20 protein-coding genes and 1 pseudogene are annotated in these 25,607 nt (G+C 29.5%); 9 read left to right on the top strand and 12 right to left on the bottom strand.

The window, feature by feature from the left end; genetic code table 11:
- Window positions 1–14: 14 nt before the first annotated feature.
- The gene (locus L8X27_RS01160; protein ID WP_257928718.1) at window positions 15–998 is read right to left on the bottom strand and encodes a substrate-binding domain-containing protein; all 984 of its coding nucleotides are present in this window, start codon (window positions 996–998) and stop codon (window positions 15–17) included.
- An 86-nt stretch (window positions 999–1,084) separates the two neighbouring features.
- On the opposite strand from L8X27_RS01160, the gene L8X27_RS01155 reads away from it, so the two are divergent.
- From L8X27_RS01155 to ccsA, 8 genes are all read left to right on the top strand, one after another.
- Entirely contained in the window at window positions 1,085–1,744 is a 660-nt protein-coding gene (locus L8X27_RS01155) for a response regulator transcription factor (RefSeq protein ID WP_043019788.1), read from the top strand.
- A 128-nt stretch (window positions 1,745–1,872) separates the two neighbouring features.
- Window positions 1,873–3,036: a sensor histidine kinase gene (locus tag L8X27_RS01150; protein ID WP_263671740.1), complete on the top strand. Its 1,164-nt coding sequence runs from the start codon at window positions 1,873–1,875 to the stop codon at window positions 3,034–3,036.
- A gap of 73 nt (window positions 3,037–3,109) precedes the next feature.
- Window positions 3,110–3,604, top strand: coding sequence for a non-heme ferritin (gene ftnA, locus L8X27_RS01145; protein ID WP_220566403.1), 495 nt, complete (start codon window positions 3,110–3,112; stop codon window positions 3,602–3,604).
- 105 nt (window positions 3,605–3,709) lie between these two features.
- A complete protein-coding gene (locus L8X27_RS01140) occupies window positions 3,710–4,345 on the top strand; it encodes a helix-turn-helix transcriptional regulator (protein WP_220566402.1) in 636 nt (211 codons plus the stop codon).
- 182 nt (window positions 4,346–4,527) lie between these two features.
- Window positions 4,528–6,465 (top strand): cytochrome c family protein, encoded by a 1,938-nt coding sequence (locus tag L8X27_RS01135; protein ID WP_263671742.1) that lies wholly within the window; start codon window positions 4,528–4,530, stop codon window positions 6,463–6,465.
- A gap of 95 nt (window positions 6,466–6,560) precedes the next feature.
- Window positions 6,561–8,579 carry a rhodanese-like domain-containing protein gene (locus L8X27_RS01130; protein WP_412175413.1) on the top strand — a complete coding sequence of 673 codons (2,019 nt, stop codon included), beginning with the start codon at window positions 6,561–6,563 and terminating at the stop codon, window positions 8,577–8,579.
- 56 nt (window positions 8,580–8,635) lie between these two features.
- Window positions 8,636–9,235, top strand: coding sequence for a SoxW family protein (locus L8X27_RS01125; RefSeq protein WP_263665915.1), 600 nt, complete (start codon window positions 8,636–8,638; stop codon window positions 9,233–9,235).
- A gap of 9 nt (window positions 9,236–9,244) precedes the next feature.
- Window positions 9,245–11,944, top strand: coding sequence for a cytochrome c biogenesis protein (ccsA, locus tag L8X27_RS01120; RefSeq protein ID WP_263680964.1), 2,700 nt, complete (start codon window positions 9,245–9,247; stop codon window positions 11,942–11,944).
- Between the two features lies 1 nt (window position 11,945).
- Here the strand turns inward: ccsA and L8X27_RS01115 are convergent, their stop codons facing one another.
- From L8X27_RS01115 to L8X27_RS01070, 10 genes are all read right to left on the bottom strand, one after another.
- A complete protein-coding gene (locus tag L8X27_RS01115; RefSeq protein ID WP_133318859.1) occupies window positions 11,946–12,170 on the bottom strand; it encodes a hypothetical protein in 225 nt (74 codons plus the stop codon).
- Window positions 12,163–13,122 carry a UDP-3-O-(3-hydroxymyristoyl)glucosamine N-acyltransferase gene (gene lpxD / locus L8X27_RS01110; RefSeq protein WP_220566400.1) on the bottom strand — a complete coding sequence of 320 codons (960 nt, stop codon included), beginning with the start codon at window positions 13,120–13,122 and terminating at the stop codon, window positions 12,163–12,165. Before lpxD ends, L8X27_RS01115 begins: the two co-directional genes overlap by 8 nt.
- Window positions 13,119–13,586 carry an acetolactate synthase small subunit gene (gene ilvN, locus L8X27_RS01105; RefSeq protein WP_039626144.1) on the bottom strand — a complete coding sequence of 156 codons (468 nt, stop codon included), beginning with the start codon at window positions 13,584–13,586 and terminating at the stop codon, window positions 13,119–13,121. Before ilvN ends, lpxD begins: the two co-directional genes overlap by 4 nt.
- Complete coding sequence (locus L8X27_RS01100; protein ID WP_263680963.1) at window positions 13,583–15,292, bottom strand: acetolactate synthase large subunit; 1,710 nt, start codon at window positions 15,290–15,292, stop codon at window positions 13,583–13,585. The genes ilvN and L8X27_RS01100 overlap by 4 nt, the downstream gene beginning before the upstream one ends.
- Before the next feature lie 83 nt (window positions 15,293–15,375).
- Window positions 15,376–15,933 (bottom strand): 2-oxoacid:acceptor oxidoreductase family protein, encoded by a 558-nt coding sequence (locus tag L8X27_RS01095; protein WP_133318856.1) that lies wholly within the window; start codon window positions 15,931–15,933, stop codon window positions 15,376–15,378.
- Window positions 15,930–16,775, bottom strand: coding sequence for a 2-oxoglutarate ferredoxin oxidoreductase subunit beta (locus L8X27_RS01090; protein ID WP_263671751.1), 846 nt, complete (start codon window positions 16,773–16,775; stop codon window positions 15,930–15,932). Before L8X27_RS01090 ends, L8X27_RS01095 begins: the two co-directional genes overlap by 4 nt.
- Before the next feature lies 1 nt (window position 16,776).
- Complete coding sequence (locus L8X27_RS01085; RefSeq protein ID WP_263671753.1) at window positions 16,777–17,901, bottom strand: 2-oxoglutarate synthase subunit alpha; 1,125 nt, start codon at window positions 17,899–17,901, stop codon at window positions 16,777–16,779.
- Between the two features lie 9 nt (window positions 17,902–17,910).
- Window positions 17,911–18,225, bottom strand: coding sequence for a 4Fe-4S binding protein (locus L8X27_RS01080; RefSeq protein ID WP_133318853.1), 315 nt, complete (start codon window positions 18,223–18,225; stop codon window positions 17,911–17,913).
- A 173-nt stretch (window positions 18,226–18,398) separates the two neighbouring features.
- Window positions 18,399–19,295, bottom strand: coding sequence for a lactate/malate family dehydrogenase (locus L8X27_RS01075; RefSeq protein WP_220566395.1), 897 nt, complete (start codon window positions 19,293–19,295; stop codon window positions 18,399–18,401).
- Between the two features lie 18 nt (window positions 19,296–19,313).
- Window positions 19,314–21,815 (bottom strand): AsmA-like C-terminal domain-containing protein, encoded by a 2,502-nt coding sequence (locus L8X27_RS01070; protein ID WP_263671755.1) that lies wholly within the window; start codon window positions 21,813–21,815, stop codon window positions 19,314–19,316.
- On the opposite strand from L8X27_RS01070, the gene mltG reads away from it, so the two are divergent.
- Window positions 21,802–22,755 carry an endolytic transglycosylase MltG gene (gene mltG, locus L8X27_RS01065; protein ID WP_133318850.1) on the top strand — a complete coding sequence of 318 codons (954 nt, stop codon included), beginning with the start codon at window positions 21,802–21,804 and terminating at the stop codon, window positions 22,753–22,755. The genes L8X27_RS01070 and mltG overlap by 14 nt on opposite strands.
- On the opposite strand, the pseudogene L8X27_RS08020 reads toward mltG, so the two are convergent.
- Window positions 22,756–24,276: pseudogene (locus L8X27_RS08020) on the bottom strand (DNA translocase FtsK); the annotation flags it as partial.
- Window positions 24,277–25,607 lie beyond the last annotated feature (1,331 nt).

The raw sequence follows: 25,607 nt of genomic DNA, 5'->3' as shown, positions 1-25,607 counted from the left end.
TTTCATCCTAAAAATTAAAAAACTTTCCCTGCTTTAACAAGCTCATCAGTTAATAAACCTTTTTCTTCTATATGTTTTTGGGTTTGTTTTAATGTTTTTTCATCCAAAGGAACTAATCCTATTTTTTCTAATTCTGCTCCGCTTTTAGCTAAATCATCACTCATATAAATTTTTGCAAATTCAAATACTTCTGGATTTTTCTTAGCATTCATATATATAAACAAAGAACGAGCTAGTTTATATTTTCCTTCGGAAATATTCTTCTCATCAGCTTTTACACCATCAATATCAACTGCATTAATCTTATCATCATTACTAGCTAAAAATCCGTATCCAAAAAGCCCAAAAGCTTCTTTATCAACAGAAAGTTTTGAAACAATTAAATTATCGTTTTCTCCGCTTGGTATAAATGCTCCATCTTGGCGTATAGTTTTATATGCACCTTTATATTCAGGAATTTTTTTAGAAATATCTACCATTACAAGCTCTTCTATACTATCTCTTGTTCCTGAACTTGATGGAGGACCATAAATTGTAATTTTTCTATTTGGTAGATTTTTATTGATTTGTTGCCAATTTGTATAAGGATTTGGGACTAATTTTCCATCTTGTGGAATTTCTTTGGCCAAAGCTAAAAATAACTCATGTAAGCTTATATTTAATGGAGCATTGATTTTATTTTGAGCTAAAACTATGCCATCATAGCCTATCATAATCCCGACTATATCACTCACACCTGATTTTTTACAAGTTTCAAATTCACTTGGCTTGATTGCTCTTGAAGCATTAGAAATATCAGTAATTCCCTCGCAAAACACTTTAAAACCACCACCTGTGCCAAGACTTTCAACTATAGGTGTTTTTGTATTTTTTATAGAAGCATACTCTTCAGCAACAAAAGAAGTAAAAGGATAGACAGTAGATGAACCTGCTATTTTTAATTCTGCCGCGTTTAAACTAACAAAGGTAGCCACACTTAAAGCCAAAAGTTTTTTCATTTTTTCTCCTTGTTTTAAAAAAGTAATGAAAATTTAAAAAAACTTGGAAACATTTTGGATACATGTATTTTTTGATATAATTTTATATGCTAAATGTTATTTTGATAGAAGATGATAAAGATTTAAATGAGTTAATTAGTTTAAGACTTAGTCAAGAAAATATAAAAATTTATAATTATTTTGATTTTTTTGACTTAGAAACCTTTCTAGATACAAATGAAATAGACTTAATCATCATGGATAGAAATTTACCAAGTGGCGATAGTGTAGAGATGATAAAACAATTAAGAAAAAAAGGTTATATGGAGCCTGTGATTTTTCTTAGTGCAAAGACTTTACAAAAAGATATTTTAGAAGGTTTTGAGCAAGGCTGTGATGATTATATATGCAAACCTTTTGATTTTAATGAACTTTTATTTAGAATCAAAGCCGTAACTAAAAGAAATAAAACTCCAAAAGAACAAATTTCTTATCAAGATTTTACTTTATATATAGAAGAAAGAAAATTAATTTATCAAACAAATACATTTGAAAATTTATCAACCCTAGATGTAGAATTACTCAAGTGTTTTTTTAATCACAAAAATCAACTTCTAAGCCGTCAATTTTTAAGTGAGCAGGTATGGAAAAATGACACAACAAGCGATAAGACAATCAATACGGCTATTTTAAGATTAAAACAAAAAATTCCACAAATTAAAGAAAATATCATTTCAGTGCGCTCGGTGGGTTATAAATTGTGTTAAAAATCAGAAATTTTTTTGCTTTATTTTTTATATGTTTTTGTATATTTTTTATAGGATTGTTTTATTTTGTTAATGAGCAATATATAAACAACACTATAAAAAGCACTTATGAGCAAAAATTAAAAACCTTGAATGATACATTAAAATTTAGCATTATAAAAACACTCAATACAAACAACATTCAAGAATTTTCTCAACAAACAAGAGCAGATTTTATCATCAAAAAAGATGGAAAAACCATCTCATCTTTAGATGATTTTGATTTCTTTAAAAATCAATTTAACGCAGATTTTACACATGAATTTTTTAATAATAAAGAAATTTATTATAAAGCTTATCAATATGAAGGATATAAATACATCATCATTGTTTATCCAAAAATAAACGCAAAAATACAAGATTTTTGGATAAAAAATATTTTGATTTTTTTGCTTTTTTTAGCAGTATTAACTGCAATATATATTTTTATATTTAACTTTTTTAAAAAATACTTTCAAGAATTACTTTTGTTTATTAAAAATATAAAGAGTCAATCAGAATTTCATTTTACAAAGAACTTTTTTTATGATTTAAATTCTTTAAATTTAAGATTATTAAAAATAAAAAAATTATTTTATGAGAAAGAATTACAAAATAAAAAACAAGCCAAAAAAATTAAAATGAAAAACACTCAACTTTCAAATTTAATCAGTGCTATTTCACATGAGTTAAAAAATCCTTTAAGTGTTATAAATTTAAGTTTGCAATCTTTAGAAAAAGAACATAATGATGAAACTATGAAAAAATTTATGCTTGAAAAAATTCACAAGCAAAGCGTAAAAATCAACCAACTAACACACAAACTAAATTTTGTTTTTAATTTAAATATAACATCTTTAAATGAAGAAAATTTTGATTTATATGCTTTAAGTAAAAATATTGTTGAAAATTTTAATGAAAGCAGGATTAAAATTCAAGGAGAGCAAACTTTCATAAAAGCAGATTCTTTTCTCATTGAGCAAGTTATTATTAATCTCATTAGCAATGCACTAAAATATAGTCAAAAAGATATTTTTATTGAAGTTAAAAACCAAGAATTTACTATACAAGATCAAGGCATAGGCATAGAGGAAAAATATTTAAAATTAATCACAAAAAAATTTTATAAAATCAATACTAGCCAAAACAATTCTTTTGGACTAGGATTGTTTTTAGTTAAAAAAATACTCACTTTACACAAAAGTTCTTTAAAAATTCAATCTAACCCACAAAAAGGCAGTGTTTTTTCTTTTAGTATAAAAAATACAAAATAATTTTTTTATTATTAATATCTTTTTAATAAAACTATATTAATATAATAAAGCAATAACACTTAAAGGAGAGAAAATGCTTTCAAAAGAAGTAGTAGCTTTATTAAATGAGCAAATTAATAAAGAAATGTATGCAGCAAATTTGTATTTGAGTATGAGTTCATGGTGCTATGAGCATAGTTTTGATGGTGCAGGGGCATTTTTGTTCGAGCATGCAAGAGAAGAAAGTGATCATGCTAGAAAACTCATCACTTATTTGAATGAAACTGATTCTAAAGTAGAATTAAAAGAAGTTAAAAAACCTGATAGTGATTTTAAATCATTGCTTGATGTATTTGAAAAAACTTTTGAGCATGAGCAAAGTATCACTGCTTCTATTAATAATCTTGTAGATTTTATGCTTTCAAGTAAAGATTATTCTACTTTTAATTTTCTACAATGGTATGTAAGCGAACAACACGAAGAGGAAGCGCTTTTTAGAGGTATAGTAGATAAAATCAAACTCATAAGCGATAATGGTAATGGCTTATATATGGTAGATCAATACATCAAAAGTCTGACTAATAAATAATTTTTAGCTTCCATAAATTTGGAAGCTAAATATCTTTTAATTTAAAAGAATTATTGCAAAATAAAAGTAAATTTGCTAAAATACTTTTTATTTAAAAGGATTTTTATGCAAATGAATGAAATTACTGATAAATTAAAATTTATACTCCAAAAAGAAGGAATAAAAAACGCCAAAGATTCTGATGTAGCTAAGATGCTAAATATCAATCCTGATACCTTTTATAGTATGAAATTTAGAAATTCCATACCTTATAAACAAATACTTCATTTTTTAAATGAGAGAAATATTAATATCAATGCGTTTTTTTATGAAGATTCCCTTGAGAGTAATACTCTAACGCATGATCTAAACTATAATGTTTTAAAATATTATGATGTTAATGCTTCTATGGGAGGTGGAGCTTTAAATGATAATGTAAGTTTTTCAGAAGTGATTATAGATGAAAAACTAAGTGATTTTTTTGGCTCTAAAGATTGTGATATCATCCCATGTATAGGCGATAGCATGGAGCCTGAAATCAAAGATGATTCTTTGTGTTTAGTAGATAAAAGCAAAAGCTTTAAAGAAGGTGGAGTTTTTGCGGTAAATACCAGAGATGGTTTATTTATCAAACAAATTTTTAAAAGCAATAAAGGCGGAGTTTATTTACACTCTTTTAACCTAAGTTATGCGGATGTTCATTATCAAAATGGAGACTTTTTAATTGTAGGTAAGGTAGTAGGGACTATTAGTAGAATTTAATATTTAGCAAATAACTTCTTTTTCTATATGATAATTTTTATTATTTAAATTAATAAAAAGTTAATAAATTATATTTTTAAGTTAATTTTTATTAAAAAATAGTCAAAATTATGTTTTAAAAGTTAATAGATAATAAATAAGAGTGTTTTTATCTTTTAACAAAACTACATGAAAGGGAAGTTATGAAACATAAACTAGCTAAAGTCTCCACTTATGCTTGTTTAGCATTGGGCATTAGTTTGACTACACAAGCTTTTGCTTCTTCAGAGCCTAGAACCCTTGATGGTTATGTGGCTCAAGAAGATGCATTTTTTGATTATCTTTATAAAAATCACCCTATTTTTAAATATGAAAAAGAAGGGCGTTTAGTGGGTAAATTTACCCATAGTGATAGAACTGAAAATTGGGTTGTAAATCAAAATGGAGCTAAATTTGCTGCCGAGCATGATTTAAAGCAAGCCTCTATTACCTATCGTTTGCCTTATGAATCTTTTTTGGATTTTCCAAACAAATTTGTGGGTCCAAAAAAATGCGGTGAGTGTCACCCTGCTCAATATGCTTCTTGGGAGCGCTCTCGTCATGCAAAAACCGTGCGTTTTCCACATGAAATGGAAGAAGTTGGTGGAGCTGAAGGTTTGAAAAAACCTATGTATAACTCTCAAGCTACTATTTTACCCGATGGAATTTATCCAAATGATGTTTATGCTCTCATTGGAACACCAAGAACAAAATATGGTTTTATAGATAGATGGCTTGTGCGTGGAACTTACCATGTTGAAGATGGAAATTTGAGTGATTTAAGTGGTAAATTAACCGCTGGAGGCAATCAATTTTCAAGACTTTGGAGTGAGTTTTTAACCCCTGAAATGGCACAAAAAATAGCTGCATTTGCACCTGGTTTTCCTACTAAAATGGAAGATTTTGGAGGAAATGGCTCTCAAGTATGGGGAACAAACTCTTATGCTGCAACTTATAAAGAAAAAGCGGTTTTCCAACCTGCTACTGCGTATTGTGAAACCTGTCATACTTTTAAATTTGACTTTAAAAGCAAGGAAGAATTTTACAAAGCACTGGGTAATCCAAAAGAACTTCAAAAACATACCATCTCAAAAGGTATTACTTGCGAGGAATGCCATGGGGCTGGAGCACATCTTTATGGAGCAAGAGGTGCAGGCATGCCATCAAATTGTGAAAGATGTCATCAAAGATTTTCATATAATGAAACCGATGCTAAAATCAATCCTAGAAAACCTTTCAACGCATATTTTAAATCAAGTTGCCCTGCGTGTGGAACAGAAGGTGCTCAAATGTATTCTTCAGCACACTACGATAAGGGTATGAGATGTAATACTTGTCATGATCCGCATGAAGTAACTTTTAATGATTGGAAAAGCGGTTATACTAAAACAAAACTTAAAAAAACTTGCAAAGATTGTCATGAAACTCAAGCAAGCTTTTTCAAAAAAGGTGGAATTCACGCAAAAGATAACTGTACAGCTTGTCACATGCCAAACATGATGAGTTGTGAAAACTTTGGAGCAGTTCAAAACCCTGATAAAGGTGGATTTGATAATGTTAGAGCTTCACATATTTGGAATATCAAAGTAGATAAAACCGCAAAAACACTTAATCCACCAGAAGGCAAAGAAAGATCGCCTAAAGTTGGTGGCTGGACCATAGCTAGAGATGATGAAGGTAGATTTTTCCTTGATTTAATGTGGAGTTGTGGTAGAACTAGTTTTAGTGATATTAACCTAATGGGTCCTGGTGCAAGTGGTTGTCATAGTCCTGTGCAATCAACCTTACCTGAAAAACTTCACTTTAGCAATCAAGAAATGATTTATGATAAAGTAATGCAGTGGCAAAACCCTGTTAAAGAAGGCTATGAGAAAATTAGAAAAGGCATAGCAAATATTGATAAAACTTTTGCTGAAAAAAATAAACTTTCAATAGAGCAAAAATCAAAAGTATTAAGCCTAACTAATCAAGCTCAAGCCATAGCTGATAGACTAGAAAAAGATGGTTCTTGGGGTGTTCATGGACCTGCTTATTCTAAGAAAATCATAGAAGAAGCTTTAATTTATATCCAAGAAGCACAAAATATCCTAAATGGCAAATAAAAACAAAGGAAGAATGAAAAATTCTTCCTTAAAATAAGGAGCTAGTCTTGAAAAATTTAATTACTCGACTTTTTATTGTGCTTTTTACTCTTTTTATGCCATCAGGATTTATTTTTGCTGAGGCTAATGGAGAAATAGGCTCAATAGAAGGTGTAAAAAGCATTAGCTTAGCGCAAGCTCAAGAAATGCTAGATCAAAACAATACTTATTTTTTTGATGTCAATTCAGAGCAAGATAGACAAGCTAATGGTTATATACCTAATTCCATATCAACCTATGTGGAAAATTGGCAAAATTTATTACCTAATGATAAAAATGCAAATTTAGTATTTTATGGTTTAAATCGTTTTAGATTTGAAGCTTCTCAAGCAGCTGCAGTTGCTATAGAACTTGGCTATAAAAACTCTGTTGTAATGCTTGATGGTATAGAATCATGGGTAACTTCAGGTAGAAAAGTTGAAAAAATAGACACAGTTAAATGGGAAAAAGCTAAAGAAATTATCGAATTTAAAGACACTATCCACTCAAGATTTAAATTTAGCAACACCCCATCTTGTCGTGATTGTCATGCTCAAAAAGGTAAAGGCATTAGAGCTGATATTGCAGCAAATAAAAACCTAATCAATCAAAAATGTGCAACTTGTCATGAAAAAGCAAGCAATGCTTTAGCAAAAAGCGCTCATGGAGTAGAAAAGTTCTTACCCGCTCAAGATATGCAAAAGAAAAAAGAAAAACCATCTTGTGCAACTTGTCACTCTATTCATATTACCCCAAAACATTCAGGAATTTATTCACAAAAACAATTAGTCGATCAAAAATGCGCACAATGTCATAAACAAAAAAGTGCAACTTTTCATATGACTTTTCATGGTAAAGGTATGTTTTTAAGCACTCCAGGTGAAACTCCAAGTGTTGCTACTTGTTCTGATTGTCATGGAAAACATAATATTTTAAAATCAAGCGAAAGAAGCTCAACTCTCTCGCCAATTAACCGTGTTCAAACTTGTAAATCATGCCACCCAAATGCAAATAAAAATTTCGCAAATTGGATGGCACATGCTGATCATAGTGATGGCGAAAAATATCCTGGATTACATGGTGCTTATATATTCATGACTATTTTGGTCATTTCTGTATTTGTTTTCTTTGGAGCCCATACTATACTTTGGTGCTTGCGTTTAATTGCTATGCGTATAAAATATCCTAAAGAATGGAAAGAAGCAAGAAAAGCAGCACATGAAGATAAAGTAAGAGTAAGAAGATTTAGCACTTTTCATAGAATTCAGCATTTTTTTATGGCAGTTAGTTTTTTGGGTCTTGCATTCTCAGGCTTACCGCAAAAATTCTATGATTCAGCATGGGCTAAACCTATGATTGATTTAATGGGTGGAGATATCATTAACGCAGCAACCATACATCATATTTCAGCCATAGTAATGTTTGCAGTATTTTTCTCTCACATTGGAGAAATCATCATCGTAAATTGGAAACGCCGTGATGTAGCAAGGGATTCAATAACTGGCAAAATAAGCTTTATAAAAGTTTTAAAAGCTACTTTTGGACCTGATTCTTTAATGCCAAATTGGCAAGATTTTAAAGATATGAAAGATCATTTTAAATGGTTCTTTGGTTTTGGACCAAGACCGCAATTTGACCGCTGGACTTATTGGGAAAAATTTGACTATCTAGCAGTATTTTGGGGTATGTTTATCATTGGTATTTCAGGGCTTATTTTATGGTTTCCTGCTTTCTTTGGTAAATTTTTACCAGGTGAAGCAATCAACTTAGCAACCCTACTTCACTCTGATGAAGCTTTACTTGCTACAGGATTTATTTTTGCAATTCACTTCTTTAATACGCATTTTAGAGCAGATCGCTTCCCTATGGATATGGTGATTTTTTCAGGAAGTATTAGTGAAGAAGAGATTAAACAAGAAAGAAATGTATGGTATAAACGCTTAAAAGAAAGTGGAAAATTAAGCACTTTATATGAAAATAAAAGTAATTTCAAGGCATATCAATGGCTAGCTAAACTTGCAGGATTTGCAATGCTAATCACTGGCTTAGTATTTTTATTTTTAATGCTTTATACTTTCTTTAACACTATCTTATAACCTTATTCGCTATAATAGCGAATAAGGACTTTTTCTAATTTTTTCAAGGATTTTAAATGTTTAAAACAATACTCTCACTTAGTTTTTTAAGTATTTTTTTTATAGCTTGTTCCAATGAAGAAAAACTTGATTCTAATTTAATCTCAAGCGGTACACAATTTTCTAAAGAAAATTTACAAAAAGCAAATGATTTAGATAAAAAATCTTATGAAGAAATAGCCTATTTATTTAAAGATAATACAAATATAAAAAGTGATGATAAAAACATTTTAATCATTTTTAGCGCAAATCACTGCCTTTATTGTGATAAATTAAAAGAAGAAATTAAAAATGATAAAAAAATACAAGAACTTATAAAAGACAAATACAGCTCATATTATATAAATATAAGCTATAAAAAAATTCATACATTTTATAAAAACCATAAAAGCGACTTAAGCACAGCTGAACTTTCTAGTATTTATGATATAGTAGCCACCCCTACTATTGTAATTTTAAACAAAAACAGCCAAACTTTGCTAAATTATCCTGGTTTTATTAGCGCAAAAAGACTAAGCGCTACAATGGAGTTTTTAAATCAAAAAGAAAATCAAAATTTAGACGAAGCAGCCATAGCACAAAAACTCATACATTTTTATAAAGAAAATAATATTTAAAGGTTAAAAATGCAGTATTTTTTTTCTTTTGCAATGAGTTTTTTACTAATGAGTATATATGCCATAGCTTGTGCTGTGGCAACCTTTATAGAAAATGATTTTGGTATTAGTGCGGCTAAAGCTTTAATTTATAATAATGCTTGGTTTGATATGTTGCATTTATTGCTAGGTTTAAATTTAATCGGAGTGATATTTTACAACAAGCTTTTTCAAAAGAAAAAATACTCTATCTTGCTTTTGCATTTATCTTTTATAGTGATTTTAATCGGTGCTGGACTTACTAGATATTTTGGCTTAGAAGGTGGAATGCATATAAGAGAAAATCAAAGCTCTAACACCATAGTTACTAGGGAAGAATTTATAAAAATTACTGATTTTGATGCTAATGCTAGTTTTGAATTTCCTATTAGCTTTACCACGCTAACTCAAAAGCATTTTGAAAAAACTATTGACTTAAATGGTGAAAAATTAATCATAAGCTCTATCAAATACACTCCACAAAAAGACTCTATCACACCTGCTAGCTTAAAATTAAATATTAATTATCAAAAAGCAAATACGCAAATAATCTTAAATCCAAATTTTACAAACAAACAAGCAGTGCATTTTAACTTACAGGGAAAAAATTTTACTATCAATTGGGGACCAAGAGAAATTAAGCTTCCTTTTGCATTACACTTAAAAGATTTTATACTAGAGCGTTATTTAGGCTCTATGAGTCCATCTTCTTATACTTCAAAAATTCAAATCATAGATAAGCAAAATAATATTAATCTAGATTATGATATTTTTATGAATAATGTTCTTGATTATGGTGGATATAGATTTTTTCAAAGTTCTTATGATCAAGATGAGCAAGGCACTATACTTTCAGTCAATAAAGATCCTGGTAAAATCCCTACTTATATAGGTTATACTTTATTGATTTTGGGATTTTTATGGGTTTTATTTGATAAAAACTCAAGATTTCATCATTTAAGCATTTATTTAAAAAAAGGTCAAAGTTTTGTATTGTTTATTTTGCTTTTTGCAAATTTACAAACTCCACTTTTTGCACAAGAAGATAAAAATGAAATTTTAAATTTAATCTCAAATTTACAAAAAAATTCCTATGAACATTCTTTAAATTTTGCAAGATTACTTGTGCAAGATCATAATGGTAGAATCAAGCCTTTAGATACTTTGGCAATGGAGTTTGTTTATAAAATCACTCAAAAAGAAAAATTTTTAAATCTTCACTATGATCAAATTTTTCTAGCAATGATGATTTATCCTAAAGAATTTAGAAAAATCAAAATGATAGCTATAAAAACAAACAAGCTAAGAGAATTAATAGGCACAGATATAAATGAAAAATACATAGCATTTGATGATATGTTTGATAATGGGGTATATAAACTTAGTAATTATGTTGAGGAAGCTAACCGCAAAAAGCCCTCACTAAGAACTAACTTCGATAAAGATTTACTAGCCTTAGATGAAAAAATAAATCATGCATATTATATTTATAGCGGTCAAGCTTTAACTATTTTTCCTGATATTAATGAGCAAAGTTTAAAGTGGTATTCTCCGGTGCAAATTTTACCCTTTGCAAAAGAAGATGTAGAGCGTTTACAAATGCTTTTAGTTAGCTATTTTTTACAAGTTCGCAATGGTGTTGAAAATAATCAATGGCAAGATGCAAATGAATTTTTGCAATCTTTAAAAGATTTTCAAAATCACTATGGAAGTAGTGTTTTACCGCCAAAAGAAAGATTAAATCTTGAAATACTGCTTAATCATTATAATATCTTTGATAATCTAACTTTTGTTTATATTAGCTTTGCGTTAGTGTTTTTCTTTTTAAGTTTTTATACTATATTAAAAAATATTTCTTTATCTGCCTTTGTATATAGATTTTTTTACATCATTTTAAGTATATGTGTAATCATGCATGCGCTAGCTTTAAGCATTCGTTGGTATGTAGGTGGGCATGCTCCTTGGAGTAATGCTTATGAAAGCATGATTTATATAGCTTTTGCTTGTGTGATGAGTGCTGTGGTATTTTTTAGAAAATCACTCTTGGCTTTATATGGTGCGAGTTTTTTAGCAGGCATTTCACTTTTTGTAGCTCATCTTGGCTTTATGGATCCTCAAATTGGGAATTTAGTACCTGTTTTAAAATCATATTGGCTTAATATTCATGTTTCTATTATAACAGCAAGTTATGGATTTTTAGCACTTTGTTTTATTATAGGGATTTTGAGTTTAATTCTTTTTGCTTTAAGGGGTAAAAATAAAAATATAGATTTAAACATCATTAAATTACACTGCGTTAATGAAATGTCTATGATAATAGGACTTGCAATGCTTACAATAGGAAATTTTTTAGGCGGAGTTTGGGCTAATGAAAGTTGGGGAAGATATTGGGGTTGGGATCCAAAAGAAACTTGGGCTTTGATTTCTATTGTAGTTTATACTATGGTATTGCACTTAAGATTTATTTTTAAAGCTTATTTTATTTTTGTTTTTGCAAGTGCTAGTGTTTTAGCCTTTTATAGTATATTAATGACTTATTTTGGAGTAAATTTTTATCTTTCTGGGCTCCATTCTTATGCAAATGGTGATGCTTTTCCTATACCAACTTTTGTGTATATTTTGATTGTGCTTAATTTTGTTTTAATTATTAACGCAGGAAGAAAAAGGGATTTAAATACGCCTAGTTTTTAAACTAGGCTTTGCTTTTTTCTATTTCTTGAAGTGCATGGATAAGATCTTTTAAATTTTCATAAGGAATATGAACTTTCCAATCTATTCCATTTTCTTTTTTTAAAGCCACACCTATACTTAAGACATCATTGCTTCCTATACCATAAGGATTAGAAAGATTACAAAGGCTTATTTCTCCACTTTTACTACCATGTAATTCTATAGTTTTAAATATTTTTTTACTCATGTTTATCCCTAAAAGCTGTGATAATTTTTGCTTGAAATTTTAACCAATCTTTTTGAAGCATGATAGGAAAACCACCATAAACCCTAGCACCTTCTAAATTTTTAGTGACCCCGCCCCTTGCGGCTATGGTAGCAAAATCTCCTATTTCTAAATGCCCACTTGTAGCACTTTGTCCACCCATAGTAACATTTTTACCTAAAATACTTGAGCCTGAAATTCCACTTTGAGCTACTATAAGACAATTCTCCCCTACTTCACAATTATGTCCTACTTGAACAAGATTATCAATCTTTGTACCTTGCTTTATGATAGTGCTTTCAAAAACTGCTCTATCAATAGTCGTGCAAGCTCCAACTTCCACAAAATCTTCTAAAATAACATTCCCATTGTGATAAATCTTATAATGCTCGCCATTTTTTGTATGCGCATAACCAAAGCCATCACTACCTATCACACAATTTGCTAGCAAATGGCATTTTTTACCTATTTTAGTGTCATTATAAATCACAACATTTGGATGGATTGTAGTATATTCACCTATACTTACATTATCGCCTATATAAGCTCCTGTCATTATCACTACATGATCAGCTATTTGGACATTTTCTCCAATATAAACATTTGGCATAATCTTGGCACTTTTAGCAATTTTAGAATTTTTCTTTTCACTAGAAATTAAAGGTTTAGCAAAAAGCTTACTTAAAAGCGCAAAAGATAAATGTGGATTATCAACAACTAATTTAACACAATCTTTTGAAACTAAATTTTCAAATTCTTTTGAGACTAATATAGCCCCAGCTCCACTACTTGCAATTTTTTTAGAGTTTTTTTCTCCATCGCAATAACTAAGTTCAGTAAAACTTGCATTATTTAATGAATTTAAAGCTGTAATTTCTATATCATCTCCGCAATATTCTATGCCTAAAAATTTAGCAATTTCACTAATTTTCATTTTACCTCCATTAAAATAGAACCACTTCTAACCACACTAATAGGATTATACTTTTTCATAGTTTTTAAAAAGTTATCAATATTTTTTGCATCATCACTTGCCATTACTATAATAAACTCATCATCACTATAAGTTACACTGCCATTATAAGCTTTTAATATGGCATCTAAACCTGCAAAATTTTCATTTAAAGCAATCTTTACCAAAGCTGTTTCTTTTTCAATAAAATCACTAGAATCAATCACTTTATAAGTAGGTATGAGCTTATGAAGTTGTTTTATGATTTGCTCAAAAACTTTTTCATCACCTAAAGTAACGATATTTATCCTTGAGAATTCTTTATCATCAAGTGGAGCAACTGTAAGAGATTCTATATTATAACCGCGTCCTGAAAAAAGCCCAACAACGCGTGATAATACCCCATGCTCATTTAATACAATGACAGAAATTACTCTTCTTTTCATTTTTTATCCTTGTTTTTATAGCTAGGTAAAATCATATTATAAATAGCTCCACCCGCAGGTACCATAGGTAATACATCTTCATAACGATCTATAGCTACATTTAAAACACAAGTTTTTTTAGATTCTAAGGCTGCTTTAAAAGCTTTTTGAAATTCTTCTTTATCAAAAACATTATAACCCTCACAATGAAAACCTTTAGCAATAGTAACAAAATCAGGTTGACTTGTTAGATCTGTATTAGAAAATCTTTCTTTATAAAACATACTTTGCCATTGTCTTACCATACCTAAAAAAGAATTATTTAAAATGATATTAATCACTTTAATTCCATAAGCACTTGCTGTCATTAGCTCTTGTATATTCATTAAAAAAGAACCATCGCCTACAAAATTTATTACAACTTCTTCATCTACAGCTAATTTAGCCCCAAGTGCGGCCGGTAAAGAATACCCCATAGTTCCTTGCCCACCGCTTGTTGCAAGTTGTCTTGCATAATTAAAAGGATAAAATTGCGCTACCCACATTTGATGTTGCCCTACATCAGTAATTATCCTTGCATCAGGAGCTAATCTAGCACATTCTTCTATAACCCATTGAGGTTTTAAAACTTCATCGCTATCTTCATAGATTAAAGGATATAATTGTTGATAGTTTTGTAAAGTTTTAAACCATTCTTGGTATTTTGTGTTGTCAAAACTTTCTTTTTTTAATTCTTCTAAGGTATCTAAAATAACACTTTTAATATCCCCAACTATAGGAAAATGCGCTTCGATGATTTTAGAAATAGAGCTTGGATCTATATCAATATGAACGATTTTTGCACCCTTGGCAAACTCACTTGTTTTACCAGTAATCCTATCATCAAACCTAGCACCCACAGCAATAAGCAAATCACACTCACTTAAAGCGATATTTGCACAATAGCTTCCATGCATACCTGCCATTTTTAAATTAAGCTCATCATCACTTCTTAAAATCCCTAGAGCCATCAAAGTTTCAACTGCAGGAATTTGGCAAAAATGAATCAAGTTTCTTAATTCGTCACTAGCATTAGAAGCTATGCAACCTCCACCTAGGTAAAATAAAGGTTTTTGAGCATTTTTAATCAAACTTACTAATTTTTTAATTTGCTTGATATTTCCTTTATAGGTTGGCTTGTAAGTTTTCATAGAAATTTCTTTAGGATAATGCCATACACCCATAGCAGCAGTAACATCTTTAGGTATATCAATATGCACAGGCCCTTTTCTACCTGTTGTAGCGATATAAAAAGCTTCTTTTAAAATTTTAGGTAATTCTTCGATATTTTTTACTAAATAATTATGCTTTACACAAGGTCTTGAAATACCTATAGCATCGATTTCTTGAAAAGCATCTGTTCCTATTAAAGAATTTGCAACTTGAGCTGAAATTAAAACCAAAGGTATAGAATCACTATAAGCGGTAGCTAAACCTGTAACTGTATTAGTAAAACCAGGTCCACTTGTAACTACTGCCACACCAACTTTACCACTCATTCTAGCATAAGCATCAGCACTATGTAAGGCCGCTTGCTCGTGTCTGACTAAAATGTGTTTAAAATGAGTTTGTTTGTAAATTTCATCATAAATATTTAAAGCCGCACCACCAGGATAACCAAAAACTACTTTAACATTTTCTTCTTTTAATGCTTCACAAATCATTTGCGAGCCATTTAGCTCTTTCATTATTTTACCTTTTTGCTTAAAATGGAAAATATTATAACGATAATTTAATAAATATTATTTTACAAGAAAGAGTTTCTTGAAAATCAAGAAACCACTTGTGCTTTTTTAGCGTATTCTATACCCAAATCAAAAGCTTTTGCATTTGCCTCTTTAGTTTTTGCAGGTACCATATCAAGCATAGTTTGTTTTAATGCATCAATATCAATACATTTACTCATATAAGCAGCTATAGCTAAAGCAACGACTGATTGAGTAGCTACATTCCCTACTTCTTCTTTAGCTATAGTAATAATAGGAATTTCAAAAATTTTCCATCTTGCATAATCTTCTTTACTTGGATGAACTAAATTTGGCTCTATAACTATAACACCACCATCACAAACACCGTCTTTAAAACTATGATAACCTTTATCAGCAGTTGAAAGCATAAAACTAACTTCACCTTCTACTGCATAAGGAAAAAAGATTTCATTTTCATCAACGATAATATCAACCTTAGTTGGCCCACCTCTAACTTGAGAAGTATAAGTAGAAGCTTTAAAAGCATTACGCCCTTCTTTAATGGCGGCTTTAGCTAGAATTTCACCTGCAGTGATAACCCCTTGTCCACCTTCACCACAAAATCTTAATTGATATTTCATTTTAATACTCCCAAATCAACCATTCTTTTTTCTTTCAAGGCTCTTCTAACTTCCTCATAAGCTTCACAATATTCTGCTTTGCTTTCATCTTGGTGTAAAATTCCTATAGGGAATTTATCCGCTCTTTGTTCATAGTCTAATTGTTCAAATTTAGACTTTTCAACGCAGCGATTTTTAATCCAATCAAGCATGCTTACAGCTTCGCCCATTTTGTTTTTTCTACCTAGGTTAATATGGCAGTTTGAAAATACATCTACAAAACTATAACCTTTGTGAGATAAAGCTTTAAAAATGATATTTTCAAGCTTATTTGCCTCTATAACATTTGTTCTTGCTACAAAAGAAGCCCCAGCGGCTTTAGTAAGCTCACAAGCATCAAAATTTGGGTCTATATTACCTGCTTGAGCTGTAACAGTGTAAAAGCCTTGTGGGGTAGTTGGTGAAGTTTGTGAATTTGTAAGACCATAAATAAAATTATTGATTAAAATATGAGTTAAATCTATATTTCTTCTACATCCATGGATGGTATGATTTCCACCAATTGCTAAAGTATCGCCATCTCCGCTTACTACGATTACATGTTTTTTAGGGTTTGCTAGTTTAATCCCTGTTGCATAAGCAATAGCTCGACCATGAGTAGTATGGACTGTATTGCAATTTACATAAGAACTCATTCTACCACTACAACCTATACCAGAAACTAAACAAACATCATCCATATTCCAGCCAAGTTTTTGAATAGCTCTAATAATAGCTTTTAAAACAACACCATCCCCACAACCCCAACACCATTGTGTTGGAAGTTTATCTACTCTTAAATATTCATCGTAATTAAAAGCCATTTTACATATTCTCCTTTACTTTAGCAATAATTTCACTTGGGGTTATAGGGCGACCATTTGCACGGTGCAAGCTAATAAAATCATCTCTTTTACTTACTCTTTGAATTTCTTCTAAATATTGCCCCATATTAAGCTCACTTACCATAACTTTTTCAAATTTAGATACTACTTGAGCTATTTTTTTCTCAGCTACTGGATAAAGGGTAATAGGTCTAAAAAGCCCTACTTTTAAACCCTCTTCTCTAAGTCTTAAAATAGCTTCTTTAGCAGATCTTGCAACGCTACCATAAGCGATGATTAAAAACTGTGCATCATCACACATAAACTCTTCATAAGTACAAATTTCATCGGTATTATTTTTAATCTTACCAAATAATCTTTTGATATTTTTATCTACTATTGCTCCATCTTCTGTTGGAAAGCCTATGTCTCCATGATGAAGTCCTGTGATATGATAACGATAACCTTCAAAGAAAGGATTTAGTATGGCAGCTTCATTTTCACCTGCTGCATAAGGTTTGTAATCTTTTTTATCACCCGTAAATTTTTTTCGGTTGATAATTTCTAATTCTTCTAAATCAGGTAATTTTGCCTTACCATTCATGTGTCCTATGGTTTCATCTAAAAGCAAAAATACTGGAGTCATGTATTTTTCAGCTAAATTAAAAGCTCTAATAGTTTCAGTGTAAGCTTCCTCTAATGAAGCAGGAGCTAAAGCTATACTTGCATAATCTCCATGTGTTGGAGCTTTTGCTTGAAATAAATCACCTTGCGCAACCCTTGTTGGAAGACCAGTTGAAGGACCACCTCTCATAACATTTACAATTACTAGTGGAATTTCAGCTATAAAACCCAAACCAATTTGTTCAGCTTTTAAAGAAATTCCCGGTCCGCTGCTTGCTGTCATGGATTTTACTCCACTCATAGAAGCACCTAAGGCCACGCTAATACCCGAAATTTCATCTTCCATCTGTATAAAAGTACCATCATTTTTTGGTAACATATGGCTTAGTTCATGTGCTATTTCAGAACTTGGGGTAATTGGATAACCACCAAAAAATTTACAGCCACAATCAATCGCAGCTTTGGCTACTAAAACATTACCTGTTGATATAACTTCTCTCATTTTGTTTTCCTATGCATTTAGTTTTTTATATTTATTTTCTTTAACAGCTTGTGCTCTTTCTTTAGCTTCTGGTGTAAGCTTTGCAAATTTAAATTCATCTCTTTTGGCAACAAAAATCGCAAAATCAGGACAGTGACTTTCACATTCACTACAGCCTATACAAGAATCAGGATGAACCACTTCTATCATCTGTCCTAAAACTGCACTGATTTCATCTCTCATTGCTAAAACTCCGGCTGGACAATAGCTAACACAGATATTACAAGCTTTACATCTTGCTTCATCAACCCAAACTGGTGTATTCTCTGGAGCAATCATTAATATTCCTTTCTAGTTTTTTGTAATTTTCTAATGATTTTTTATTAAAAATTATTTTTAAAACAAACTTTTTATTATAGCGAATTTATAGCATGATTAAATATTATTTAAAAGATAAAATAAAACTAATAAGATTTTATAACACAAAGTAACATTAGGAGTAAAAAACTCCTAAAAAATTATTTATAATTATACTGAATAAAAGAATTTTCTAATGCAATTTGTTCTTGATTGTCTAATTTTAATTCTAAAGTTTCAAGCACCCCATCAAGACTAATCCTTGCCATAATTCCAAAAGCTTTTTCTCTTATGCCATATTCTCCATCTAAAATCACACATACTGGTAAAAATTCTCCACTTTTTAAAGCCTCTATCATTCTCACGCAAGCACTAGCAGGAGCTAAATAGGCTGAAGTTTTTAAATATTTTATAATTTTAGCACCACCGGTTTTAACCTCTTGTTCAATTTGAACAATATCTTGCTTATTTAAGACTTCACTTAAAGCTTTATTTTGCACTTTACTTTGAGATTTTACCAAAACCATACTATCATTGTGAAAACCTATAAGCTTAGTATCTATATAAGAAGTTTTTATATCTAATTTTTTACTCACTTCGTATTTAAATCTAGCATTATCTAAAACACCTGCCATAGCAATGATTTTTTTTAATGAAAATAATTTGCTTTCATAAAGAGCGTTGAGTAAAAAATCTACAGGATTGCTTACTATGATAAACAAAGGATCGTTGTTAAATTTTTTAATATTTTTTGCACACTCAAGCATAATTTTAGAATTAATAGCAAAAAGCTCATCTCTACTCTGACCTTCTTTTCTAGCTACACCTGCACTAAAAATAACCGCTTGAGAATCTTTTGAGTATGTATAATCATCCGTACAAGTTATTTTAATATCAAAATTAAAAGCGGCTATGCTTTGACTTAGTTCTAATTCTCTAGCAAAAAGCAAGTCTTTATTAATATCAATCAATATAATCTCATCTATTAATTCTCTTAAAATTAAAGCATAAGCAATGCTTGCACCGACATTTCCTGCTCCTATGATGGTAATTTTCATCTTAGCTCCTTTGTTGTATTATTTAACTAAATTTGTCGGTAATTCAAAAATATTTTTTATCAAATGATAAGGAAGTTGCAAACTCTGTGCGATAAGTTGAGTTTTAAACTCGGGATTATCAATTGTTCCACCTAGTTTAATTTGTGTGCTAATTTGCCTGTCTTTGCCTAATATAATTTGATTGATAATTGGAACTTTAGAAATAACCGAACTAGCTGATTTTAGCGTTCTAAGCTCTAATAAACCATCCACTTGACTACTTCTTAAATTGATTTTAGCTTGACCTAAAATATCTGCACTATCACCATTAAAATTTAGCGCATCTATTTCAAAAAGATCTTTTTTGCGATTAAAACTTATACCAGCATTTTCTACACTAAAACCTTTTTCATTAAAAGTTGGGGCTTTAAATAAAATCAAACTAGGTATGGTATCAATAAAACTTAAGAGTTGCTGATGAAATTTTAAATCTTTTAAATAAGTATCTTTAAATAAAAATTTGCCTTTAAAAAAATCAGTACTATTACCATCTACATAAAGATTAAACTCGCCTTTTTCAAAAACATTTTGACGCATAAAAGTATTTAGAAAATCATCATCCATTTTTAAAGCTCTAATTTGCATTTGATTTTCTTTAAGCAAAAGCTCAAATTTAGACTCATTTCTATTAGCCCAAGCTTTTATATAGTCTTTTTTGATTTTAGCATTAAATTGATCAAAATCTAAAGTTTTGTTAAAATCTTTTAAGATCAAATCTATATTTTTAGCACTGATATTATAATTTGAATTTTCAAGATTATCTAGTGTGTTTTCTGTATCTTGTTCTGAAAATAATAAATTAACATTATTTAAAGTAATGTTAATATCATCATTGTCTTTTTGTGCAAAAACACTACCACTTGCGCTAGTTAAATTAAAATCTTCTCCTTTTATTTTTATACTAAAACTATCATACTCATAAGGATTATTATCCTTATAGAGTAAAAATGATTCAAAAGTAGTATTATTTATATCTACATCAAAATCTTTAAAATTTAAAGTATCTAATGACAACTCTCCATCATGCACATTATTTTTTTGCATTAATTTAGAATAAGTCTTATACTTTGCAAGCTTAGCAACATAAACAGACATACCTTGATCAAAATTTAAAGTCGTAGTAAGCTCTTTATTATATAAACTGATATTTTTATCATAGTTAAGATCTAAATCAAGAAATTTATTTTCCATTTTTAAGCTATCTTGTGGTAATTTTAAATTTGCTATAAAGGTCTTAAAATCACCTTTTTTTTGCTTTAAATCAATACTTGCATTAAAATCACCGCTGATTAATTCACTTTGTACACTTGCATTTTTAATCTCTAATTTATCTTTTTGTAAATCAATATTTGCTTGTATGATTTTAAAGTCACTTATATTTATATTAGAATTTACAATATCAAAATTTCCTTTATATGAAATTCTTTCAGGGTGTTCAAAAGGAATTTTTAAAATTAAATCAGTCTTTGCAACACCATTGTTTTGTAAAAATGGTAATTTTATATCATATAAACGCAAAATTTTATTCACTCTATAATCAGCTCTAGCATTGTCACTTTTTATGCGTATATAAATTCCTGCTTTTTCATTTAGCATATTGTCTATATAAATTTGACTTTGATTAAGATTGTAATTGTTAAAATATAATTTATCATAGATAAATTCTAGTTTTTGTTTATTAAATTCAAGCCTTACAAAAGGACTAATGATAGGATCTATACCTTTATCTAAAACCACTTTCAAGTTATTTACATAACCTTTAGCACTAATATCATTCAAATAATATCTATGTTTTCCAAAATCTGCAAAGCCATTTAATTTCTCTATAAAATAAAAATCAGCCTTTACCTTACCGCCCACCCAAAGAGCAAGATTAGAAGGCAAATGCACTCCATTTTCCACTAAAATATCAAAAATTTTTGAAATATTATTTGAGCTTATATTTTCTAATTCATAAGCAATCTCTTCTCTTTTAAGTGAGAATTTAACATCACTTTTTAAAAAATCACTATCAATTTCTCCTTTAAAAGTATAAAATTTTGTCTTAGGATTGATAAGTAAAGAGCCAACTACACTAAGGTTATGATCTTTTAAAAGAAAATTATCAATATTAGCTTGTATATTTTTATCACTAATTTTTAAATTGACTTTTACTAAAAGATTTTTACTGTTTACAAAAAATAGATTATTTTTATAAATTAATTCCACGGGATAGTTATTAACAAAAATTTCATCTATATTGATTTCTTGAAAAAACCAATAAATATATTTTACATCTTTGATAAGCTGCACAGCTTTACTCGCACTAGTTTCATTTTGAGTGTTTTGATTTTGAGAATTTACTATAACTTTTTTTGCATTTAAAATGAGTTTTTTATCTAATTTAATATATAATTTCTCCAAATTAATAGAAGAAATTTCTAATTTTTCTATGTAAATTCCATTTTTGAGGTAAATAAACAAAACAATGAAAAGTATCATAGGTAATGCTAAAAATTTAAGAATTTTTTTAATATGTTGTGATTTGATTTTAATTTTTCTTTTATCCATTTTTTATTATCTACTTTTACCTATAAAAACAAACTCTGTAGTTTTTATACCACAAGGTTCTGTTAGTAAGATTATAACGCAATTAGATAAAAATAACTATAAAATGAGCAATATTGATAAATATACTTTATATTTTTTAGGCCATCCACAATCTGGCTGGATAAATATAGGCACAAAAGAACTAAATAGAGCTGAATTTTTACATAAGCTTACCGTCGCTAAGGCAGCACTTGAAACTATTACTTTAATTCCTGGGGAAACGACTGAAATTTTCTTTGAAGAATTAGCACCAAAGTTAAATTTAAATGCCAAAACCTTAATGCAAGAATTTTACAAACAAAGCCCTTTTAAAGAAGGTATGCTTTTTCCCGAAACTTATAAAATTCCAAAAGGCATTACAGAAGAGCTTTTAGTAAAATATCTTTTGGCTTACTCTGCAAGTGAATTTAAAAAACTTTCTTATAAAATTTTTAGAGAATACAATGAAAAAAAATGGCATGAATATATCATCATTGCTTCCATTATACAAAAAGAAGCAGCGAGTAATGAAGAAATGCCTATAGTTTCATCTGTGATTAGAAATCGCTTAAGAAAAGGCATGAAGCTTCAAATGGATGGGACATTAAATTATGGAAAATACTCTCATGAAAAAATCACTCCACAAAGAATAAGATCAGATAATAGTTCTTACAATACTTATAAATTTAATGGCATACCAAAAGAAGCTGTGTGTAATGTTTCATTTGAAGCTATTAAGGCAGCTATTTTTCCTGCTAAAACAGAATATTTATACTTTGTAAGAGATAAAAAAACCAATAAGCATATTTTTACCTCTACTTTAAAAGATCATAATAAGGCAATAAGAAATTGATTATAAAATTTCTCTTTGGCCTTTTGCATCAGGTTCGCTTAAAACACCTGTTTGTGAAAGTTGTTCTATGATATTTGCTGCGCGGTTATAGCCTATTTTTAAGCGTCTTTGCAAATAAGAAATACTAGTTTTTCTATCTTCTAAGATTACAGCCTTTGCTTCTTCATAAAGCTCATCTAAATCTCCATCATCAAATTCACTTCTTTTATAAGCTCCATCTTGACTATCATCTTTTAAAAAGCTCTCATCATATTCTACTACTTGTTGAGCTTTTAAAAACTCTACAATATTTTCGATTTCATTTTCGCTTGCAAAAGGTGCGTGCAAACGCACTAAACCACTCATACCAGGAGGAGTAAATAAACAATCTCCACGCCCTAATAAACTTTCAGCCCCCATAGAATCTAAAATAACCTTAGAATCTATCTTTTGTCCTACTTTATAAGAAATTCTACTTGGTAAATTTGCTTTTACAACACCAGTAACAACATCTACTGAAGGGCGTTGTGTGGCTACGATTAAGTGAATTCCACTTGCTCTTGCCATTTGTGCTAAACGACCTATATAAAACTCTACATCCTTACCTGCTGTCATCATTAAATCAGCCAACTCATCGATAATCACTACAATAAATGGTAAAATTTCTCCACCTTGTTCTTTGATTTTTTCATTGTAATTTTCTATATTTTTAGTTTTTGCTTCAGCCATCAAACGATACCTGCGTTCCATTTCAGCCACCATATTTGATAAAGCATTTACCGCCTTTTTAGGATCAGTAATTACCGGTGTAAGTAAATGTGGAATATCATTATAAATACTAAATTCAAGCATTTTTGGATCTATCATCATTAATCTTAGTGTTTTTGGCGAATTTCTATAAAGCAAAGATAAAAGCATAGAATTTATACCCACACTTTTACCACTTCCTGTAGTTCCTGCTATTAAAAGATGAGGAAGCTTTTTAAGATCTGTGATGAAAGGATCGCCTACTATATCTTTACCTAAAGCTATAGTTAAAGGTGAGCTAGAATTTTTAAATACCTCACTTTCTAAAATTTCTCTTAAGTAAATCGTATCGATTTTTTCATTTGGAACTTCAATTCCCACTACATCTTTACCTGGAATTGGAGCTTGAATTCTTATAGTTTGAGCTTTTAAAGCCATAGCTAAATCATCTTGTAATGATAAAATTTTACTTACTTTAACATCTGCTGCTGGGCGAAATTCAAAAGTAGTTACAACAGGACCTGTGTAAGTTCTAACTACATCTCCACCTATTTTAAAGCGTCTTAATTTTTCCAATAAATCATAAATTTTTCTATCTATTTCTTCTTCATTTATCTCGCTTTTGCCTTCTTTTGGCATAGTTAAAAAATCTAAAGGTGGTAAAGAAAAATCTTTTGGTTTTTCAAAATTTCCAAAATCAAGATCTTTCAACAAGGCTTTGTTTTCACTCACTTCATTAGTGATAGAATGATGTGTTTTATTTTCTATTACTTCTATTATAGGCTCTTGGGTGATCTCAAATGGAATTTTTTCTTCCTTAACTTCATTTTGTGCTTCTTCTACTACAAAAGGACTTTCATAGTTTCTTTTACTTCTTAGCTCTTCTATACTAATAGGCTTAGCAAAATCATCTTCACTAAAATCAAGTTCTTTTACTTCATTTTGCGGAATAAAATCTTCATCTTTAAATTCTTTTACCCCTAAAAAGCTAGTTTTATTTTGAATTTTTTTAAACTCAGCTTCTTTTTGTGCTTCTATAGCATTTAATTCTTCAATTTTTTTAAAATCCTCATTAAGCTCTTCTAAGATTTTTTCTTTTTGCAAGGCTTTATATTCTTCTAGCAATTTAGCTTTTTGTAGCATTTGCTCACGCTCTTTAAGCTCTTTGGCAAACAAAGAATTTTCTTCTATCACCTCTTCTTTGTTTTCGTTTAAATCCATATTGCGTCTTTTATAGCTTGGTTCATCTAAATTTTTACTTTTTAAAGTTTGAGTATAAATATCTTCACTTTTATTTTTGTATTTTAATAAATACTCTTCAGGGGTCATTTCATCTTCCTTTATATTTATTTGACTAGCTTTTTGAGCAAAACTTGCAATAGGCTCTGAAAGCTCATGAATATAACTTGAACCTAGCTTTTTATCCTCTTCACTAATCACAACCTCTTCTAATTCTTGATTTTTTAAATCTTCAAGGTTAAATTTTTTATTCTCTTGGATTTCTTTTTTTGGTAGCTCTTTTTCCTTGATAAGTTCTTCTGTTTTATCTTTAATTAAAAGCTCTTGTTTGAGCTTTTCTTGTTCTTCTTTGGTTTCATTTTCATATTTATCGCCACCAAAAAAGCCAAAAATTTTATTTTTAATTAAAGTTTCAAGTTTTAAATAAAAATCAAAATCAAGCTCTATTTTAAATACCTCTTTGATAATTTGCGGAAAAGAAATACTAAAAGCAAAAGCTAAAAGCAAAATTACCAAGATTAAACTTCCTATTTTTCCAAAAAGTCCATCTAAGATTACAAACATGGCAGAGGCTATATAGCCTTTATCTTGCAAGAACGCTGAAGCAAAAATAAGTGAAGCAAAAATACAAGCAAAAACAGCCACACTAAATCTACGCTCTATAAGTTCAAAATTATAGTTATTTTTATACAAAAGATAATTAAACCAAAAAAAGACAAAAGGGTAAAATTTAGTCAATGATCCAAATAAAAAATAACTAAGTTTTGCCAAGGAATACCCTATAATACTTACTAAAGCTTGATCGGGTATCAAAGCACTTAAGCAAAAATAAAAAATAAAAATATTAGAAATAACAAAAATAGCTTCTTTTTTTATAATATATCCTT

Source organism: Campylobacter sp. CNRCH_2015_1657, from assembly GCF_025772685.1.
Classification (GTDB): Bacteria; Campylobacterota; Campylobacteria; order Campylobacterales; family Campylobacteraceae; genus Campylobacter_D; species Campylobacter_D lari_D.
The sequence above is the reverse complement of the archived record's forward strand: the minus strand, read 5'-3'. Positions and strand labels throughout refer to the sequence as shown.

Bases quoted from the DNA above. Each gene is read 5' to 3' on its own strand.
- L8X27_RS01155 (WP_043019788.1), top strand. From the start codon at position 1,085: ATGCTAAATGTTATTTTGATAGAAGATGATAAAGATTTAAATGAGTTA.
- mltG (WP_133318850.1), top strand. From the start codon at position 21,802: ATGAAAAGTATCATAGGTAATGCTAAAAATTTAAGAATTTTTTTAATA.
- lpxD (WP_220566400.1), bottom strand. From the start codon at position 13,122: ATGAAAATTAGTGAAATTGCTAAATTTTTAGGCATAGAATATTGCGGA.
- L8X27_RS01090 (WP_263671751.1), bottom strand. From the start codon at position 16,775: ATGGCTTTTAATTACGATGAATATTTAAGAGTAGATAAACTTCCAACA.
- ilvN (WP_039626144.1), bottom strand. From the start codon at position 13,586: ATGAAAAGAAGAGTAATTTCTGTCATTGTATTAAATGAGCATGGGGTA.
- ccsA (WP_263680964.1), top strand. From the start codon at position 9,245: ATGCAGTATTTTTTTTCTTTTGCAATGAGTTTTTTACTAATGAGTATA.
- L8X27_RS01085 (WP_263671753.1), bottom strand. From the start codon at position 17,901: ATGAGAGAAGTTATATCAACAGGTAATGTTTTAGTAGCCAAAGCTGCG.
- L8X27_RS01130 (WP_412175413.1), top strand. From the start codon at position 6,561: ATGCCATCAGGATTTATTTTTGCTGAGGCTAATGGAGAAATAGGCTCA.
- L8X27_RS01135 (WP_263671742.1), top strand. From the start codon at position 4,528: ATGAAACATAAACTAGCTAAAGTCTCCACTTATGCTTGTTTAGCATTG.
- ftnA (WP_220566403.1), top strand. From the start codon at position 3,110: ATGCTTTCAAAAGAAGTAGTAGCTTTATTAAATGAGCAAATTAATAAA.
- L8X27_RS01100 (WP_263680963.1), bottom strand. From the start codon at position 15,292: ATGAAAGAGCTAAATGGCTCGCAAATGATTTGTGAAGCATTAAAAGAA.
- L8X27_RS01115 (WP_133318859.1), bottom strand. From the start codon at position 12,170: ATGAGTAAAAAAATATTTAAAACTATAGAATTACATGGTAGTAAAAGT.
- L8X27_RS01125 (WP_263665915.1), top strand. From the start codon at position 8,636: ATGTTTAAAACAATACTCTCACTTAGTTTTTTAAGTATTTTTTTTATA.
- L8X27_RS01160 (WP_257928718.1), bottom strand. From the start codon at position 998: ATGAAAAAACTTTTGGCTTTAAGTGTGGCTACCTTTGTTAGTTTAAAC.
- L8X27_RS01095 (WP_133318856.1), bottom strand. From the start codon at position 15,933: ATGAAATATCAATTAAGATTTTGTGGTGAAGGTGGACAAGGGGTTATC.
- L8X27_RS01070 (WP_263671755.1), bottom strand. From the start codon at position 21,815: ATGATACTTTTCATTGTTTTGTTTATTTACCTCAAAAATGGAATTTAC.
- L8X27_RS01140 (WP_220566402.1), top strand. From the start codon at position 3,710: ATGCAAATGAATGAAATTACTGATAAATTAAAATTTATACTCCAAAAA.
- L8X27_RS01075 (WP_220566395.1), bottom strand. From the start codon at position 19,295: ATGAAAATTACCATCATAGGAGCAGGAAATGTCGGTGCAAGCATTGCT.